This is a genomic window from Cellulomonas sp. McL0617 (assembly GCF_049994875.1).
Taxonomy (GTDB): Bacteria; Actinomycetota; Actinomycetes; order Actinomycetales; family Cellulomonadaceae; genus Cellulomonas.
The window spans coordinates 2,319,334-2,334,716 of record NZ_CP188256.1; the positions used below are offsets into that span (position 1 = coordinate 2,319,334).

Sequence of the window (15,383 nt, forward strand, 5' to 3'; positions counted from 1 at the left end):
GGGCGACGTCGACCGGCTGCAGTGCGACGGGACATCGTCGTCCCGCCGCGCCCGAGGATAACCCGACGCGGACCCGTCCCCCGACGGCCCTCCGGGTGACCTTCAGAGCTCGATCGCGTACATGGCGTTGCTGTGGAACACCGCGTACCCGAGGTTCGCGTAGAGCTGGTGCGCGCCGGACGGGTTCGCGGTGTCCACGCCGAGCTCGGCGTACTCGATCCCGTCCGCCCGGTAGATCGTCATCGCGGCGCTGAGCAGCGCACCTGCCAGCCGACGGCCCCGCCACGCGCGCCGCACGCCCAGCAGGTCCGTGTAGCCGGCGCTGTACCCGTTGAGCGCCCAGTCCTGCTCGAACCTGGACGACAGGAGGTACCCCACCACCTCGCCGGTGGCGTCGTCGACGGCGACCAGGCTCCATCCGGGCGCGAACATGCTGCGACCCTGCGCCCACTCCTGAGGGGTCCGGGGCTCGCTGCCCCAGTGGTCGGCGAACGCCTCGTTGTGCGCCAGGCGCACCTGGTCGTCCAGCTCGCTCGACCAGGGCACGATCGAGATGCCGTCGGGCGCGGGGATGTCGGGCAGCGGGACGTCGAGGGGCCGCTTCATCTCCGCGTAGTAGCGGACCGCCGTGAACCCGGCGGCGCGCAGGAGCCCGAGGGTCTCGGCAGCGCCGTCGTCGACGAAGACGGTCAGCCGACCCGGAAGCTCCTTGCGGGACTGCGCGATCTTCTGTCGGCCCCGGCCCTGCGACCAGGCGAGCACCTGTCGTCCGATCCCCCGACCGCGCCACTGGGGGTCCACGCCACCGTCGAGGAACGCACGCACCACGCGTGTGTCACCCGGCGGCTGGCTCACCTGCGCGTACGCCCGGATCCGACCCTCGCCGTCGATCCCCGCGACCGTGTCGAGGGCGTGGTCCTTCCAGGCGCCGTCGAACTTCTCGTCCACCTCTTCCTCGGCGGTGCGGTACGGCGGCTGCTCGGCCTCTTCGATCGCCAGCACGAGTCGCCAGAGCTCCGGCACGTCGGTACGGCTCAGCGGGCGCCAGGTCAGGCCGCCCAGCCCGTCGAGACTCGGCAGGTGCTCGGGCGCGGCCGCGCGCTCGATGATGGGCGCTCGGTCGGTCTCGGTCACGCCGTCCACGATGACCGGCCTCGGCCGCTCGGGCAACCGAAATCAGGCGTCGATGCGGCTGCGGTCCAGGCCCTCGGCCGCGACGATGAAGTCCTTGCGCGGTGCGACGTCCGTCCCCATGAGCAGCTCGAACGTCTGCTCCGCCTTCTCGGCGCCGGCCACCGTCACGCGGCGCAACGTCCGGTGCCGCGGGTCCATGGTCGTCTCGGCCAGCTGGTCGGCATCCATCTCGCCCAGACCCTTGTAGCGCTGGATGTCGTCCTTGTACCGCCGGCCGGACCGCTCGAGCTTCTTCAGGGTCGCCGCCAGCTCGGCCTCCGAGTACGTGTACACGTACTCGTTCTTGCGCCCACCGCCACCGATCACCTCGATCCGGTGCAGCGGTGGCACGGCGGCGTAGACGCGTCCGTCCTCGACGAGCGGCCGCATGTACCGGAACAGCAGCGTGAGCAGCAGGGTGCGGATGTGGGCGCCGTCGACGTCGGCGTCCGTCATCAGCACGATCTTCCCGTAGCGCGCCGCCTCGAGGTCGAACGTGCGCCCCGACCCCGCCCCGACCACCTGGATGATCGCGGCGCACTCGGCGTTCTTGAGCATGTCCGAGACGGAGGCCTTCTGGACGTTGAGGATCTTGCCGCGGATGGGCAGCAGCGCCTGGAAGTCCGAGCTGCGGGCCAGCTTGGCCGTGCCGAGCGCACTGTCGCCCTCGACGATGAACAGCTCGCTGCGCTCGACGTCGTCGGACCGGCAGTCGGCGAGCTTGGCGGGCAGCGAGCTCGTCTCCAGCGCGTTCTTGCGGCGCGAGATCTCCTTCTGCTTGCGCGCGGACAGGCGGGCGCGCATCTCGCCGACGATCTTGTCCAGCAGGAGCGACGACTGTGCCTTGTGGTCCCGCTTCGGCGAGGAGAAGATCGCGGCCAGCTCGGTGTCCATGACGCGGGCGACGATGGCGCGCACGGCGCCGGTGCCCAGCACCTCTTTGGTCTGACCCTCGAACTGCGGCTCGGCCAGACGAACGGTGACCACCGCGGTCATGCCGGCCAGCACGTCCTCCTTGTCGATCCGCTCCGAGGTGTCCCGGGCCGAGATCTTCAGCCGGCGCGCGTTCGCCTCCACCTGCTTGCGCAGCGTGCGCAGCAGCCCCGCCTCGAACCCGGCCAGATGGGTGCCGCCCTTGGGCGTCGAGATGATGTTGACGAAGGTGCGGACCTCGGTGTCGTATCCGGTCCCCCAGCGCAGCGCGACGTCGACCTCGCACAGCCGCGAGACCTCCTGCGCGGTCATGTGGCCGCGGTCGTCCAGCACCGGGACGGTCTCGTGGAACGTGCCCGACCCGGTGAGGCGCCACGTGTCGGTGACGGCCGGGTCCGGAGCCAGGTGGTCGACGAAGTCCACGACGCCACCGCTGTGCAGGAACGTCTCCTCGTGCGGCCCGTCGGCGCCGGGCGTCCCGGCGACGCCGCGCTCGTCCCGAACCATCAACGTCAGGCCCGGCACCAGGAAGCTCGTCTGGCGCGCGCGGGTGACCAGCTCGTCGTAGGCGAACACCGCGGTCTTGGGAAAGATCTGCGGATCGGCCCAGTACCGCACGCGCGTCCCGGTCTTGGCCCGCGCGACCTTGGCGCCCAGCTCCAGCGACGACCCGGAGACGAACGGTTCGAACGTCGAGTCCGGGCCGATGCCGGCGCGGTCGTGGAACGTCCCCGGCTCACCCCGGCGGAACGTCATGCGGTGCGTGCGGCCGTTCCGGTCCACCTCGACGTCGAGCCGGGAGGACAGGGCGTTGACCACGGAGGCGCCGACGCCGTGCAGGCCACCCGACGCTCCGTACGACCCGCCGCCGAACTTCCCGCCCGCGTGCAGCTTGGTGTAGACGACCTCGACGCCCGTCAGCCCGGTCTTGGGCTCGACGTCGACCGGCACGCCGCGCCCGTTGTCGCGCACCTCGACCGACCCGTCGGCGTGCAGCACGATGTCGATCCGGTCCCCGTAGCCCGCCAGGGCCTCGTCGACGGAGTTGTCGATGATCTCCCACAGGCAGTGCATCAGACCCCGGCTGTCGGTGGTCCCGATGTACATGCCGGGGCGCTTGCGCACCGCCTCGAGGCCCTCCAGCACCGACAGGTGCCGGGCCGTGTAGCCGGACTGCGAGGAGGTGGTGGTCACCCGCCGATCGTATCCGCCGACCCCGACACGACCCGGCTGCCATGCCGCCACCAGCGCCCCGATCCGCTTCCTCACCGAATGTCCGAATCACCCCCGCGTTACGGCAGATCTCGATTTGTTTCGGGAGGGTCACAGTCCGCTACGCGGTGAGCGAACCACCCGCTCCTGGTGCCATCAAACGGGGACAGGGATGGTTGTATGGATCTGTGACGGGGACCATGACGCAACCACTGACCGCAGCCGACCGCTGCGACCGCTGCGGCGCGCAGGCCTATGTCCGGGTCATCCTCCCGGTCGGAGAGCTGTTGTTCTGCGCGCACCACGCACGCGAGCACGCGCCGAAGTTCGCGGAGCTGGCCACCCACGTGCAGGACGAGACCGACCGCCTGCTGGCCGAGCACGGAGCGGGCGCCGGCGCCGCGACCTGATCGCGAGCGCACGCAGACCTACCGGCGACGAGCCCCGGACCGCACTGGTCCGGGGCTCGTTCCGTCTCCCGCGTGGCGGGCGGCGCGCCGGGTCAGGCGAGCATGTCGGTCCACGCGAGCACCTGGTAGCGCCGCACGACCCCGTGCACGACGAACGGATCCGTGGCCGCGAACTCCTCCGCCGCCTCCCGGCTCACCAGCACGCACATCGCGCCGTTCACCTCGGGGTGCTCGAAGGTTCCTATGCCCACGAGCAGCCCACGCGACGCGAACTCCTCGTAGTGCGCGGTGTGCCCCGCCGCGTGCAGCGGTGCGAGCGTCAGGACGTCCGGACCCGACTCGTACAGCAGCACGTACCGGACCTGGCTCATGAGAGCCCCGACTCCACGTGGTCGACCAGGCGGCCGAAGATCACGGCCCAGCCGCGCACGTACGACCCGCCCCGGTAGCCCTCAGGCAGCGCGCAGGCGCCACCGAGCTGCGCCTCGGTCATGCGCTCCCACCCGCGGTGCTCGACCGAGACGCGGGTCAGGCCGGCCGCCAGCGAGCGGAACCGCAGCTCGACCTCGGTCGGCTCCGGCGTGAGCAGCCACGACATCGTGAAGCCGTGCGGCGGGTCCCAGGCCACGAGCTCGCCCCAGACGCGGGTGGTGCCGTCGTGCCACGTCTCGACGACGGTCCCGCCGAGCCGGCGCTCCAGCGTCACGTCGCGGACGCGGTCGCCGCCGGCCGAGAACGGCTCGACCGGCCACCAGACCCCGATCTCGCGCACGAAGACGTCGAACGTCGTCGCGACGTCCGCGCGCACGGTCGTGGCCTGGCGGACGGGCGGGGCCGCGAGCGTCGTCGGTTCACGCGCTGGCACGGTCGTCGCCCTCCGCGCCGTCGTCGGCGAGCGCCCCGACCTCCGCCTCCACCAGCCGACGAGCGACGTCCAGCGAGGCCGCCCAGGTCTCGTCGAGATAGGCCCGCAGGTCGGCCAGGCCCTCCGGACGCGACCGGTAGAAGTTGCGCGTGCCTTGCGTCCGACGCGTCACCAGGCCCGCGTCCTCCAGCACCCGCAGGTGCTGGCTCACCGCGCTGCGGGTGACGTCGAACTCCTCGGCCAGTCGGCCGACCGGGACCTCGTCGCGCGCGAGGAGCGTGAGCATCTCGCGGCGGCGCGGCTCGGCGAGCGCTCGCAGCACGGCGTCCGTCTGGCTCACGCCCACAGTCCTACCGCATGCCCCTCGGGGTCCGCGAGCACCGCGATGGTGCCGTTGTCGCCCGGGAGCCGCAGGGGATCTCGCACCGTGGACCCACCCAGCGACTCGGCCTTCGCCAGCGTGGCCGCCAGGTCGTCGACCCGCACGTAGAGCAGGATGCCGGCGGGCATCCCACCCTCCTGCGCCGCAGCGATGCCGCCGCCGACCTCCGCCGCGGGCGCGCCGGTGTCCAGGAGCGTGTAGCCGCCCAGCTCGGGCGGCGCCGCGGCCGTCCAGCCGAAGAGCTGCGTGTAGAACTCGCGAGCACGGCCCGGGTCCGTGCTGACGATGTCGAACCACATGACGGGACTGCCCATGATCCACCTCCGGTCGACCGAGCGAATCCTCCTATCGTCAGCCTCGACTAACCGTTAGTCAATACTTACCGTTGCTGGGAGGACGCCGCCATCGTCTCGACCCGGTCGGCGGTGACCGCTGCCCACTCGGGGCCGGCCGCGAGCTCGCGCGCCCGCTCGATCGCCCCGACGAGCGCCAGCTCGCGCTGCGCGGGAGTGCCGTGCATCGGTTGTCCACAGACGAGCTCGATGTCGGTGATCCCGATGAAGCCGAAGATCGCTCGCAGGTACGGCTCCATGAAGTCGTAGGCATGCATCGGGCCGCCGGCCGAGTAGTCGCTGCCGCGCGTGGAGACGATCACCATCTTCTTGCCCAGGACCATGGGCTCCGGCAAGCCCAACGCGTTGTACCGGAAGGTGTAGCCCGGCTGGACGATGCAGTCGATGTAGTACTTCAGGGCGTAGGGGATGCTCAGGTTCCACATCGGCACGGTGAGCAGGTAGGCGTCCGCGGACCGGAAGTGGGCGATCAACGACTCGACGTGCGCCCACGCCTCCGCGTGCTCAGGGTCGATCGGACGCCCGACGAGCAGGTCGTACTTCGCCTCGATGTTCTCGCCCTCCATGGCGGGCAGGTCGTGGTCGTAGAGGTCGATGACCTCCACGGCGACGTCCGGGTGGCTCTCGCGGAGGCCGGCGATGAACGCCTCCGACGCCTTGAGGGTGTTGGACTCCCCATGTCGCGGAGACGCAATGATGTGCAGCAGCAGCATGTCCGACCCTTGCTCGAGAGATGTGCGGGCGACCAGCCTGCGGCCGAGAGGTGGACCGCCCCACCTCCTGATCTGGACATTACGGACACGATGTTTCGGCTGGATACCGCTCGGGATACCGTCACGTGTCCGGGGACCGGACGACGTGCCCCACTGGGAACGCGACGAGGCCCGAACCAGGTGGTCCGGGCCTCGTGCGTCATCGGTCCGCGCTGAGGTTGCGCGTGCGCCGGTCAGTCCAGGTAGTCGCGCAGCACCTGCGAGCGCGACGGGTGGCGCAGCTTCGACATGGTCTTCGACTCGATCTGCCGGATCCGCTCGCGCGTGACCCCGTAGACCTTGCCGATCTCGTCGAGCGTCTTCGGCTGGCCGTCGGTCAGGCCGAACCGCATCGACACCACGCCGGCCTCGCGCTCCGAGAGCGTGTCGAGCACCTGGTGCAGCTGCTCCTGCAGGAGCGTGAAGCTCACGGCGTCCGCGGGGACGACGGCCTCGGAGTCCTCGATCAGGTCGCCGAACTCGCTGTCGCCGTCCTCGCCGAGGGGCGTGTGCAGCGAGATCGGCTCGCGGCCGTACTTCTGGACCTCGACGACCTTCTCGGGGGTCATGTCGAGCTCCTTGGCCAGCTCCTCCGGCGTGGGCTCGCGGCCCAGGTCCTGGAGCATCTGGCGCTGGACGCGCGCGAGCTTGTTGATGACCTCGACCATGTGCACCGGGATGCGGATGGTGCGGGCCTGGTCGGCCATGGCGCGGGTGATCGCCTGACGGATCCACCAGGTGGCGTACGTCGAGAACTTGTAGCCCTTGGTGTAGTCGAACTTCTCCACCGCACGGATCAGACCGAGGTTGCCCTCCTGGATCAGGTCCAGGAACAGCATGCCGCGGCCGGTGTACCGCTTGGCCAGGGAGACGACGAGGCGCAGGTTGGCCTCGAGCAGGTGGTTCTTGGCGCGGCGGCCGTCGTTGGCGATCCACTCCAGCTCGCGCTTGATCTTGGGCTCCATGGTGACGCCCGAGTTCAGCCGCTCGTCGGCGAACAGGCCCGCCTCGATGCGCTTGGCCAGGTCCACCTCCTGCTCGGCGTTCAGCAGCGCGACCTTGCCGATCTGCTTCAGGTAGTCCTTGACCGGGTCGGCTGTGGCGCCGGCCGTGACGACCTGCTGCGCCGGGGCGTCGTCGTCGTCGGCGTCGGAGTAGACGAACCCGCTGTCCTCGGACTCCTCCTCCTTGGCGGCGGGCTTCTTCTCGCCGTCCTCGGACTCGTCGTCCTCGTCCGTCGCGTCGACGGCCTCCACGACCTCCGTGACCTCGGCGACGACGTCGACGACCTCGATCTCCTCGAGGTCGATCTCCTCGCCCTCGATCGGCTCGTCGTCGGAGGACTCGGCGGCGGTCGCCTCGGTCGCCTTGGCGGCCGGGGCGGCCTTGGCAGCCGGGGCGGCCTTGGCTCGGGTGGTCCGCGGCTTCGCTGCGACGGGTGCGTCGTCCTCCGTCGCGACGACGGCCTTGGCGGCAGGACGGGCCTTGGCACTGGTCGCTGCGGCGACGCGGGCCGGCTTCGCGACGGGCGCTGCAGCGGGCTCCGTGACGCCGATGCCGGCGGTCGCAAGGCCGCGGACGACGGCGCGCAGGCGCTTGGCGTCCTGGACGTCAGCCTGCTCGCACGCGGTGCGCAGCTCCTCGGCACCGACCGTGCCGTGCGTGCGGCCGCGCATCACGAGCTCCTGCAGTGCAGGGTGCTCGAACTCGCGCGGAAGTGCGGGGTGCGGGGTCTGAGACGACACGAACGACCTTTCGGCAACGCGACACCGGGAGGGGCCGGGAGTCTAGATAGATATTGTACCGACCTCGCGAGCCTCTCGCCGTCCCCTCGGGCACGACCAGACGTCCGTCAAGGACGGATTTCACGGGGTTGCACGCTCACAACGAACGAGAACGGCCAGAGATTCCCACGGGGAGCCCGGCGGGCGGTCAGCCCGGCTTCACGGTGAGCACCGGGCAGCCTGCGTCGAACAGGACGCGCTGCGCATTGGCGCCGAGGATGAGCTTGCCGACGGGGCTGCGCCGACGAAGCCCGAGGACGATGAGCTGGGCGTCGACCTGCTCGGCGGTCGCGATCAGGTCGTCCGCGACGTCGCCGCTCTCGAGCAGCCGGACCTCGTGCTCGAGCCCGGTCTCGACGAGCCGCGCCCGGACCGAGTCGAGGTCGGCCTGGACCAACGCCCGGTCGGCGTCGGGCTCGCCGGGACGGGCGCTGACGACCACCACGACCGGCGTCTGCCGGCGAGAGGCCTCATCGATCGCCGCATCGAGAGCGGCCCGACCTTCGGGGGTGGCCAGGTAGCCCACCACGATTCCCATCGGTCTCTCCTGTCGACGGCGACACGGCCCATTCGTGACCGTACCCGAGGCGAGCCCGCACCACGACCGCATCACCGGTCGGTCGGGACGGCGCCGTCGCAGGTCAGTCCCGTTGCCGGACCCAACCCGGCGGCACCGCGGCACCCAGGGCGTCGCCGAGGAGCACGGCCAGCCGGTAGTCGGGTTCCGCCTCGAGCGCGCCGTCGAGCAGCACGCGGGCCCGCGCGCCGTCCCCTCGCCACCACGCGAGCAGTGCGAGCAACGTCAGCGCCGGCGCCTGCCCACCGGTCCGGCCGTGCGCGACCACCCCCTCGAGCGCGGCTTCGTGCGCGGTGGTGGCGGGCTCCGGCGGGGGAACCGCACGGGCCGGGTCGATGATCTTCGCCATCGCGGCTCCCAACGCACGGTCGATGTCGTCGGGGGCTGCCGGCGCGACGGAGCACTCCGCGAGATCCCCTGTGCCCGGCACGAGCGAGACGAGGACCGCATCGCGGACCCGGCGGTCCGACAGACCGGCCTCGAGCCGGCCCCACGGCACCCGCGCACCTCGACCGTCAGCCACCGACATCCGTCGCACGACCTCCCGCCACGCGACGACGGAGTCGAGGCGCCACGACGCGACCGCCTCGGGCCCGGCCGCGACCGCTCCCGCGAGCCGGTACTCCCATCGCCGGCGCGCCCGCGCCACCGTCCGTCGACGCTCCGCACGGGCCGCGCGGATGCGGGCGATGTCCTCCCGCGAGTCGGCGACAGCGGAGCCCGCCAGGACGAGGTGCGCACCGATCTGGGTCGAGTCGAGGTCGCGCAGCGGCCGGCCGCCGGGCGGGCAGCAGTCGTCGACGCAGTCGAGCGAGAGGTATCCGGTGCCGGTGACGACCCAGACCGGGATGTCGCCCAACGCCGGTTCGGCGGCATCGCGGAAGTGCGCCGCAGCCCGCTGCGCGGCCCCGACGCCGCTGCCGCGCGGATCGTCGTCCGTGTAGAGGACGAGCACGCTGCTCTCGGCGTCGTCCCGGCCGAGGTAGGCCACGAGCCGGCGCGCGAGCTCGGGACCTTGCCGGACGTCCGCGAGGTGCGCGAGGTCCACCCGGACCACCAGGCCGACGCGACCCCTCGGCGCCCGCAGGCTGACCGCCACGACGCTGTCCCTGGGGTGGAACCCGAGCCGGTGCGGGATGAGTGCGAGCAGCTCACGGGGCTCGCTCATCCGAACTGTGGTGATCTCCATGCCCCCACCCCATCGGCCGGTGGGGTGCAGCGGGGGCCGCCCGGACGATCTGTGCGCGGACCGGGTCGGGCCGGGGGGTGTGGTCGCCTCGACCGGTGTCTGGCTCGATCCGTATCCCGGAGACACAACCCGGGCCGCTAACCTGACCCGATGCCCAGCAGGTCGACGACTCTCGCGCGCGCCACAGCCGCCGCTGCCGTCGTGACGCTGCTGTGCGTGAGCGGATGCTCGACGAGCGCGCCCGGGTCGGGTCCCGCGTCGGCGACGACGGTCACCGCGGCACCGAGCCCGACCGAGACGTTGCTGCCCGGGACCGACAGCACCCACTCCGCCGTCGGCCAGCTGGTCCAGGGGTTCCCGGTCGACCTGATCCCGGTCCCGGCGGGCGCCGAGGTGCTCGTCTCGTCAGCAGAAGCCGTCGACGGCACCGACCTCACCGAGGTGAGCCTGAACCTGCGCTCCGACCAGGACACCGCCGGCCTGCTCGCCGCCGTCAGCGCGCCCCTGGTGGCGGCCGGGTTCGTGGCGGGAACCCCGCCGGTCCCGGAACCCGCGCTGGCCGCCCAGTCGACCTTCTCCCGCGGCGACGGGTCGGAGCTGCTCGTGGTCGGCATCCTCGACCGGGACGGCGAGCGGACGCTCACGCTCGGCGGGCGGCTGCGCACGACGGCGCCGTAGGCTGCCCGGCGTGACACCCTCGACCCCCGCACTCGTCGACGTCGAGGGCGTGCGCGCGCGCGTCGACGCCGTGCTGGCGCGACACGTCGCCCAGCTGCGCACCGTCCTCGCCGCGGCGAGCGACGACGCCGACGAGCTGGCCGACGCCGTCGCGCAGATGCTCTCGGGCGGCAAGCGGCTCCGGGCGGCGTTCTGCTACTGGTCGTGGCGCGCGCACGGGGGCCGCGCCGGGGGGCCCGAGGCCGACGCGGTGATCCGGGTGGGGGCGGCGCTCGAGCTGTTCCAGGCTGCCGCGCTCTTCCACGACGACGTGATGGACGACTCCGACACCCGGCGCGGGTTCCCCGCCGCCCACCGCGCGTTCGCCCGCCTGCACACCGCACGCGCGTTGACCGGCGACCCGGAGCGGTTCGGCATGTCAGCGGCGATCCTGCTGGGCGACCTGACACTCGTGGCGAGCGAGCAGGAGTTCGCCGGCGCGCTGGCGACCCAGCCGGTGCAACGGGCGGAGCAGGCTCGCGCCGTGTTCGACCTCATGCGGACGGAGGTCACCGTCGGGCAGTACCTCGACGTGCTGGCCCAGGCGCTCCCGTGGGGCGACGACCCGGTTGCCGACGAGGTGCGGTCGCGCGAGGTCATCCGCGCCAAGGCCGCCCGCTACAGCGTCGAGCACCCGATCACCCTCGGCGCCGCTCTCGCAGACGCGGGCGAGGCGAACCTCGCCGCGTGCCGAGCGCTCGGGCTGCCGCTCGGCGAGGCGTTCCAGCTGCGCGACGACCTTCTCGGCGTCTTCGGCGACCCGGTCACCACCGGCAAGCCGGCGGGCGACGACCTGCGCGAGGGGAAGCGGACGGTGCTGACCGCCCGCGCCGTCGCCCGGGCTCGGGCGACCGGCGACGAGGCCACGGTGACGCTCCTGCGCACCCGGCTGGGTGATCGCACGCTGACGGAGTCGGACGTCACCCAGCTGGCCGACGCGATCAAGGCCACCGGTGCCGGCGACGACATCGAACAGCTCATCGAAGGGTTGGCCGGCACCGCGTTCGAGCTCATGGACGAATGCCACTGGCCGGACCCGGCGCGGGAGCAGCTGGTGGGTCTGGCTCATGCGGCGGTCGACCGGCGGGCCTGACCACCACGGCAGCCCGCCGCTCAGCAACCACAGCGGTCGACCGGCCGGCCCGACCACCACCAGCAGCCCGCCGCTCAGCAAGCACATCGCCCGACCGGCGGCCTGACGGTCAGAGCTCGGCGGCGGCCAGCCTGCGGATCTCCGTCTTGCGACCGGCTCGCAGAGCCTCGATCGGAGTCCCCGGCAAGGCCTCCTGCGCGGTGAACAGCCACTCGATGGCCTCGTCGTCGGCAAACCCGGCGTCGGACAGCACGGTCAGGGTGCCCTGCAGCGAGGCGAGCACCGTCCACGGCGCGTGCGCATCGGGCTGCGTCGGTTGCGCCGGGTTGGCCAGATGGCCCGGTACCAGGAACGCCTCCGGGATCGAGAACACGCGGGGGTCACCGCGGCGGGAACCCACGAGGCGCCGCTCCTGGACGATGCGACGGACCTTCGAGGGATCTGTGCCCAGGCGCTCGGCGACGTCGGGCACGGTGAGCCATTCGCCAACGAGGATGTCCAGGGCGTCTGCTGCTGATGCGTTCACCCGACCAGAGTACGCAACCGGGAATTACACCCCGGCAATTCCGGCGTGCGCTTTCCAGACGGGATGGGGTGGTCTACCGTCACATTTTGTCACTCCTGTCACACAGGACCCTTTCGTTAACTTCCGCAACACGAGGTGCCTCTCATGTCCCAGTCCGCCGCCGCCCGTTCTGTCGGGCTCCGCCGCGTTGCCACCGGCACCGGCGCTCTCGCGCTGGCTGCGGTCGCGGCGACGGCGACGGCCGGCGCCGCCCACGCCGACGGGCAGTACACGGTCCGGTCGGGAGACACCGTCGGTCACATCGCCGCCCGCAGCGGTAGCACGGTCGCGGCCATCGCGCGGGCGAACTCGCTGGCCGACGTGTCCCGCATCCGGATCGGGCAGGTCTTGGCGATCCCGACGGGCGCAGCAGCGGCTGCACCGGCGCCGGCTCCCGCGCCCGTTCCCGCCGCGGTCGCCTACACCGTCGTCTCCGGCGACACCGTCAGCCGGATCGCGTCCCGGACGGGGACCAGCATCCAGGCGATCGTGGCCGCGAACGGTCTGGACGCGCGCGCCTCGATCCGCATCGGGCAGTCGCTCACCATCCCGGGAACGGCGGCACAGCAAGCGGCCGCACGGCCGGCGCCGGCCGCCGTCGCGCAGGCCACCAGGTCGGTCGCCTACACGGTGAAGTCCGGCGACACGGCCTCCTCGGTCGCGACGAAGCTGGGTTCCTCCGTGCAGGCGATCATCGCCGCCAACGGGCTGAGCGCTCGCGCGCTCATCCGCATCGGGCAGACACTCGCGGTCCCCGTCGCGGCACCGCCCGCAGCGGCCGTGGGAAACACGTTCGCGGGCCGGACGTACTCGGACCCGGTCGTCGCGGCGGCCAACGCGAACCTCGCGGCGCTGAAGAGCTCCGGGGTGCCCACCAAGGCGCAGATGCAGGCGAAGGTCGTCGCCACGGCGCGGGCCATGGGCGTCGACCCCGCGCTCGCACAGGCGGTGGCGTTCCAGGAGTCGGGCTTCAACCACGCCGTCGTCTCCCCCGCCAACGCGATCGGCGCCATGCAGGTGATCCCCAGCTCCGGGGTGTGGGCCTCGCAGCTGGTCGGGCGCGAGCTGAACCTCGTCAACCCCGACGACAACGTCGTCGCCGGCGTCGCGATCCTGCGCTCGCTGGTGAACGGCGCGCCGGACCTGCCCACGGCGATCGCCGGGTACTACCAGGGCGCGACGTCCGTGCAGCGCAACGGCATGTTCGCGGACACGCGGCGCTACGTGGCCAACGTGCAGACCCACATGACGCGCTTCCGCTGATCGTCGGGCCTGCCCCCGTAGACTCCTGCGGGTGGGAGCAACCGTCACCGATCCGCTCGTCGGCCGCCTGGTCGACAGCAGATACGAGGTCGTGTCCCGCATCGCCCGGGGCGGGATGGCGACCGTGTACCTCGCGGTGGACCGGCGCCTGGACCGCGACGTCGCGCTGAAGGTCATGCACGCGCACCTCGCCGAGGGCGCCACCGGCGAGGACTTCGTCTACCGGTTCCGTCGCGAGGCGCGCACCGCCGCCCGACTGACCCACCCGGGCCTCGTGGCCGTGTACGACCAGGGTGTCGACGGCGAGACCAGCTACCTGACGATGGAGTACATCGACGGGTCCAACCTGCGTCGGTACCTCGGCGAGCGCGGCGCGCTAACCGTGAGCGACGCCCTGCGGATCGGCGAGTGCGTCCTCGACGCCCTGGCGACGGCCCACCGCAGCGAGCTGGTCCACCGCGACATCAAGCCCGAGAACGTGCTGCTGGCCACGGACGGTCGCGTCAAGCTGGCCGACTTCGGGCTGGCTCGCGCGGTCACCGAGGTCACCTCGACGACCACCGGAACCGTGCTCGGCACCGTCGCCTACCTCGCCCCCGAGCTGGTCACCCGAGGCCTCAGCGACGCACGCACCGATGTCTACGCCTGCGGCATCCTGCTCTTCGAGATGCTGACCGGGCGGCAGCCGTTCACGGGCGAGACGCCCATCCAGGTCGCGTTCCAGCACGTCAACAACGACGTGCCGGCACCGTCCGAGCTGGTCGACTGGCTGCCGATGGAGGTCGACGAGCTCGTCCGGTCGCTCGCCGCACGCGACCCCGACGACCGCCCGGTCGACGCGGGCGCGGCTCTGGCCCTGCTGCGCCGGACCCGGCTGGCCCTCGACGACGAGACCCTGGCCCGACACGCCGACGTCGCGCCGTCGATCGTCCTGCCGGCAGCGACCGACCCGGACGAGACCGACCTCGGCGAGCCGTCCGGCCCGGCGGACCCGGCCGACGACCTCGAGACCGAGGACGACGTCGAGCTCGCGGACCGCGATCAGGCCGAGACCACCCAGCTCGACGCGTCCGACGCGCGCGGCACGACCGTCGCCCTGCCGATCGGTCTGGGTGTCAGCGCCGACGAGCTCTCGCGCGGCGGCCAGCCACCCACCAAGGCGCGGCACCGTGCCCGCTGGATCATCCTGGTGGTCGCGCTCCTCGCGCTGGTCGGCGGCGGGATCTGGTGGTACGGCCAGTACGGCCCGGGCGCCTACACGACAGTCCCCACGATCACCGGGCAGGACCAGGCGCACGCGTCGAAGATCCTGGAGAACGCCGGGCTCGAGGGGAGTCCGACGGCGGACTTCAGCCCGACGGCTCCGAAGGACGAGGTGTTCGCGACCGATCCCGGAGAGGGCAGCCGGATCCGCCACGGCGGCGTCGTGGCGTTCACCGTCTCGAAGGGTCCCGACCTCGTCGTGGTGCCCGCCAGCGTCGTGAACACGCCGCAGGCCGCCGCAGAGACGTCGCTCAAGGATGCGGGGCTCGCCGTCGCGTACGGAGCCCCGGCGAACAGCGACACCATCAAGAAGGTCGGGAACATCATCAGCGCCAAGCTCGCTGACGGGTCCGACCTCGTTCCCGGGGCGCAGGCCGTCCGGGGCACCGTCGTGACGCTCGTCGTCTCGTCGGGGCTCGCCGAGGTGACCATCACGTCCGTCGTCGGGCTGACCGTCGACGACGCGACGAAGGCCGTCCAGGGCGACGCGCTCACGATCGCGCCCACCGAGGTGTTCAACGACACCGTCCCGGCGGGGCAGATCATCGACCAGTCGCCGGTCGCGGGCACCAAGGGCCACCGGACCGATACGATCTCGGTCAACGTCTCCAAGGGGCCGGACCTCGTGGCGCTGCCGGACACCTACGGCCAGAACGTCAAGAAGGCCCAGGCGACGCTCGAGGGTCTCGGCTTCGTCGTGAAGGTGGTGCAGCCGCAGGGCATCTCGCCGCTGAACCTCGTCTACTCGCAGAACCCCGGCGGCGGCGGCTCCAAGACGGCACCGCGCGGCGCCACGATCACGCTCTCGGTCTTCTGACGACGGCGTCTCCGGATGACGAGAGCGGACCGCGA

At 71.9% G+C, this 15,383-nt stretch carries 16 protein-coding genes; 5 read left to right on the top strand and 11 right to left on the bottom strand.

Annotated elements, in window-relative coordinates:
- Window positions 1-102 precede the first annotated feature (102 nt).
- Window positions 103-1,134, bottom strand: coding sequence for an N-acetyltransferase family protein (locus ACPPVS_RS10530; RefSeq protein WP_426592219.1), 1,032 nt, complete (start codon window positions 1,132-1,134; stop codon window positions 103-105).
- A 42-nt stretch (window positions 1,135-1,176) separates the two neighbouring features.
- Window positions 1,177-3,300 (bottom strand): DNA gyrase/topoisomerase IV subunit B, encoded by a 2,124-nt coding sequence (locus tag ACPPVS_RS10535; RefSeq protein ID WP_426592220.1) that lies wholly within the window; start codon window positions 3,298-3,300, stop codon window positions 1,177-1,179.
- Between the two features lie 218 nt (window positions 3,301-3,518).
- On the opposite strand from ACPPVS_RS10535, the gene ACPPVS_RS10540 reads away from it, so the two are divergent.
- On the top strand, window positions 3,519-3,728 hold the full coding sequence (locus ACPPVS_RS10540; RefSeq protein ID WP_196804457.1) for a DUF7455 domain-containing protein: 210 nt from the start codon (window positions 3,519-3,521) through the stop codon (window positions 3,726-3,728).
- Window positions 3,729-3,820: 92 nt separating this feature from the next.
- Here ACPPVS_RS10540 and ACPPVS_RS10545 read toward each other — a convergent pair whose 3' ends face one another.
- The 8 genes from ACPPVS_RS10545 to ACPPVS_RS10580 all read right to left on the bottom strand — a co-directional run bounded on the left by ACPPVS_RS10545 (window position 3,821) and on the right by ACPPVS_RS10580 (window position 9,630).
- Window positions 3,821-4,099, bottom strand: a complete 279-nt coding sequence (locus tag ACPPVS_RS10545) for a YciI family protein (RefSeq protein ID WP_426592221.1) — start codon at window positions 4,097-4,099, stop codon at window positions 3,821-3,823.
- On the bottom strand, window positions 4,096-4,593 hold the full coding sequence (locus tag ACPPVS_RS10550) for an SRPBCC domain-containing protein (protein WP_426592222.1): 498 nt from the start codon (window positions 4,591-4,593) through the stop codon (window positions 4,096-4,098). Before ACPPVS_RS10550 ends, ACPPVS_RS10545 begins: the two co-directional genes overlap by 4 nt.
- Window positions 4,580-4,933, bottom strand: coding sequence for an ArsR/SmtB family transcription factor (locus ACPPVS_RS10555; protein WP_426592223.1), 354 nt, complete (start codon window positions 4,931-4,933; stop codon window positions 4,580-4,582). The genes ACPPVS_RS10550 and ACPPVS_RS10555 overlap by 14 nt, the downstream gene beginning before the upstream one ends.
- Entirely contained in the window at window positions 4,930-5,289 is a 360-nt protein-coding gene (locus ACPPVS_RS10560; protein ID WP_426592224.1) for a VOC family protein, read from the bottom strand. Before ACPPVS_RS10560 ends, ACPPVS_RS10555 begins: the two co-directional genes overlap by 4 nt.
- 65 nt (window positions 5,290-5,354) lie before the next feature.
- Complete coding sequence (locus ACPPVS_RS10565; protein ID WP_426592225.1) at window positions 5,355-6,041, bottom strand: FMN-dependent NADH-azoreductase; 687 nt, start codon at window positions 6,039-6,041, stop codon at window positions 5,355-5,357.
- Window positions 6,042-6,274: 233 nt separating this feature from the next.
- Window positions 6,275-7,825, bottom strand: a complete 1,551-nt coding sequence (locus tag ACPPVS_RS10570) for an RNA polymerase sigma factor (RefSeq protein WP_426592226.1) — start codon at window positions 7,823-7,825, stop codon at window positions 6,275-6,277.
- Window positions 7,826-8,012: 187 nt separating this feature from the next.
- Window positions 8,013-8,402: a universal stress protein gene (locus ACPPVS_RS10575; protein ID WP_426592227.1), complete on the bottom strand. Its 390-nt coding sequence runs from the start codon at window positions 8,400-8,402 to the stop codon at window positions 8,013-8,015.
- Window positions 8,403-8,505: 103 nt separating this feature from the next.
- Window positions 8,506-9,630, bottom strand: coding sequence for a DUF4192 domain-containing protein (locus tag ACPPVS_RS10580; protein WP_426592228.1), 1,125 nt, complete (start codon window positions 9,628-9,630; stop codon window positions 8,506-8,508).
- Window positions 9,631-9,780: 150 nt separating this feature from the next.
- Here ACPPVS_RS10580 and ACPPVS_RS10585 point away from each other — a divergent pair, with 150 nt between their 5' ends.
- Window positions 9,781-10,308, top strand: coding sequence for a hypothetical protein (locus tag ACPPVS_RS10585; protein WP_426592229.1), 528 nt, complete (start codon window positions 9,781-9,783; stop codon window positions 10,306-10,308).
- Between the two features lie 10 nt (window positions 10,309-10,318).
- Window positions 10,319-11,440: a polyprenyl synthetase family protein gene (locus ACPPVS_RS10590; protein ID WP_426592230.1), complete on the top strand. Its 1,122-nt coding sequence runs from the start codon at window positions 10,319-10,321 to the stop codon at window positions 11,438-11,440.
- A 109-nt stretch (window positions 11,441-11,549) separates the two neighbouring features.
- Here ACPPVS_RS10590 and ACPPVS_RS10595 read toward each other — a convergent pair whose 3' ends face one another.
- A complete protein-coding gene (locus ACPPVS_RS10595; protein ID WP_426592231.1) occupies window positions 11,550-11,966 on the bottom strand; it encodes an Rv2175c family DNA-binding protein in 417 nt (138 codons plus the stop codon).
- A 144-nt stretch (window positions 11,967-12,110) separates the two neighbouring features.
- On the opposite strand from ACPPVS_RS10595, the gene ACPPVS_RS10600 reads away from it, so the two are divergent.
- Window positions 12,111-13,268, top strand: a complete 1,158-nt coding sequence (locus tag ACPPVS_RS10600; protein WP_426592232.1) for a LysM peptidoglycan-binding domain-containing protein — start codon at window positions 12,111-12,113, stop codon at window positions 13,266-13,268.
- Between the two features lie 31 nt (window positions 13,269-13,299).
- Window positions 13,300-15,348, top strand: coding sequence for a Stk1 family PASTA domain-containing Ser/Thr kinase (gene pknB, locus ACPPVS_RS10605; protein WP_426592233.1), 2,049 nt, complete (start codon window positions 13,300-13,302; stop codon window positions 15,346-15,348).
- The last annotated feature ends 35 nt before the right edge of the window (window positions 15,349-15,383 follow it).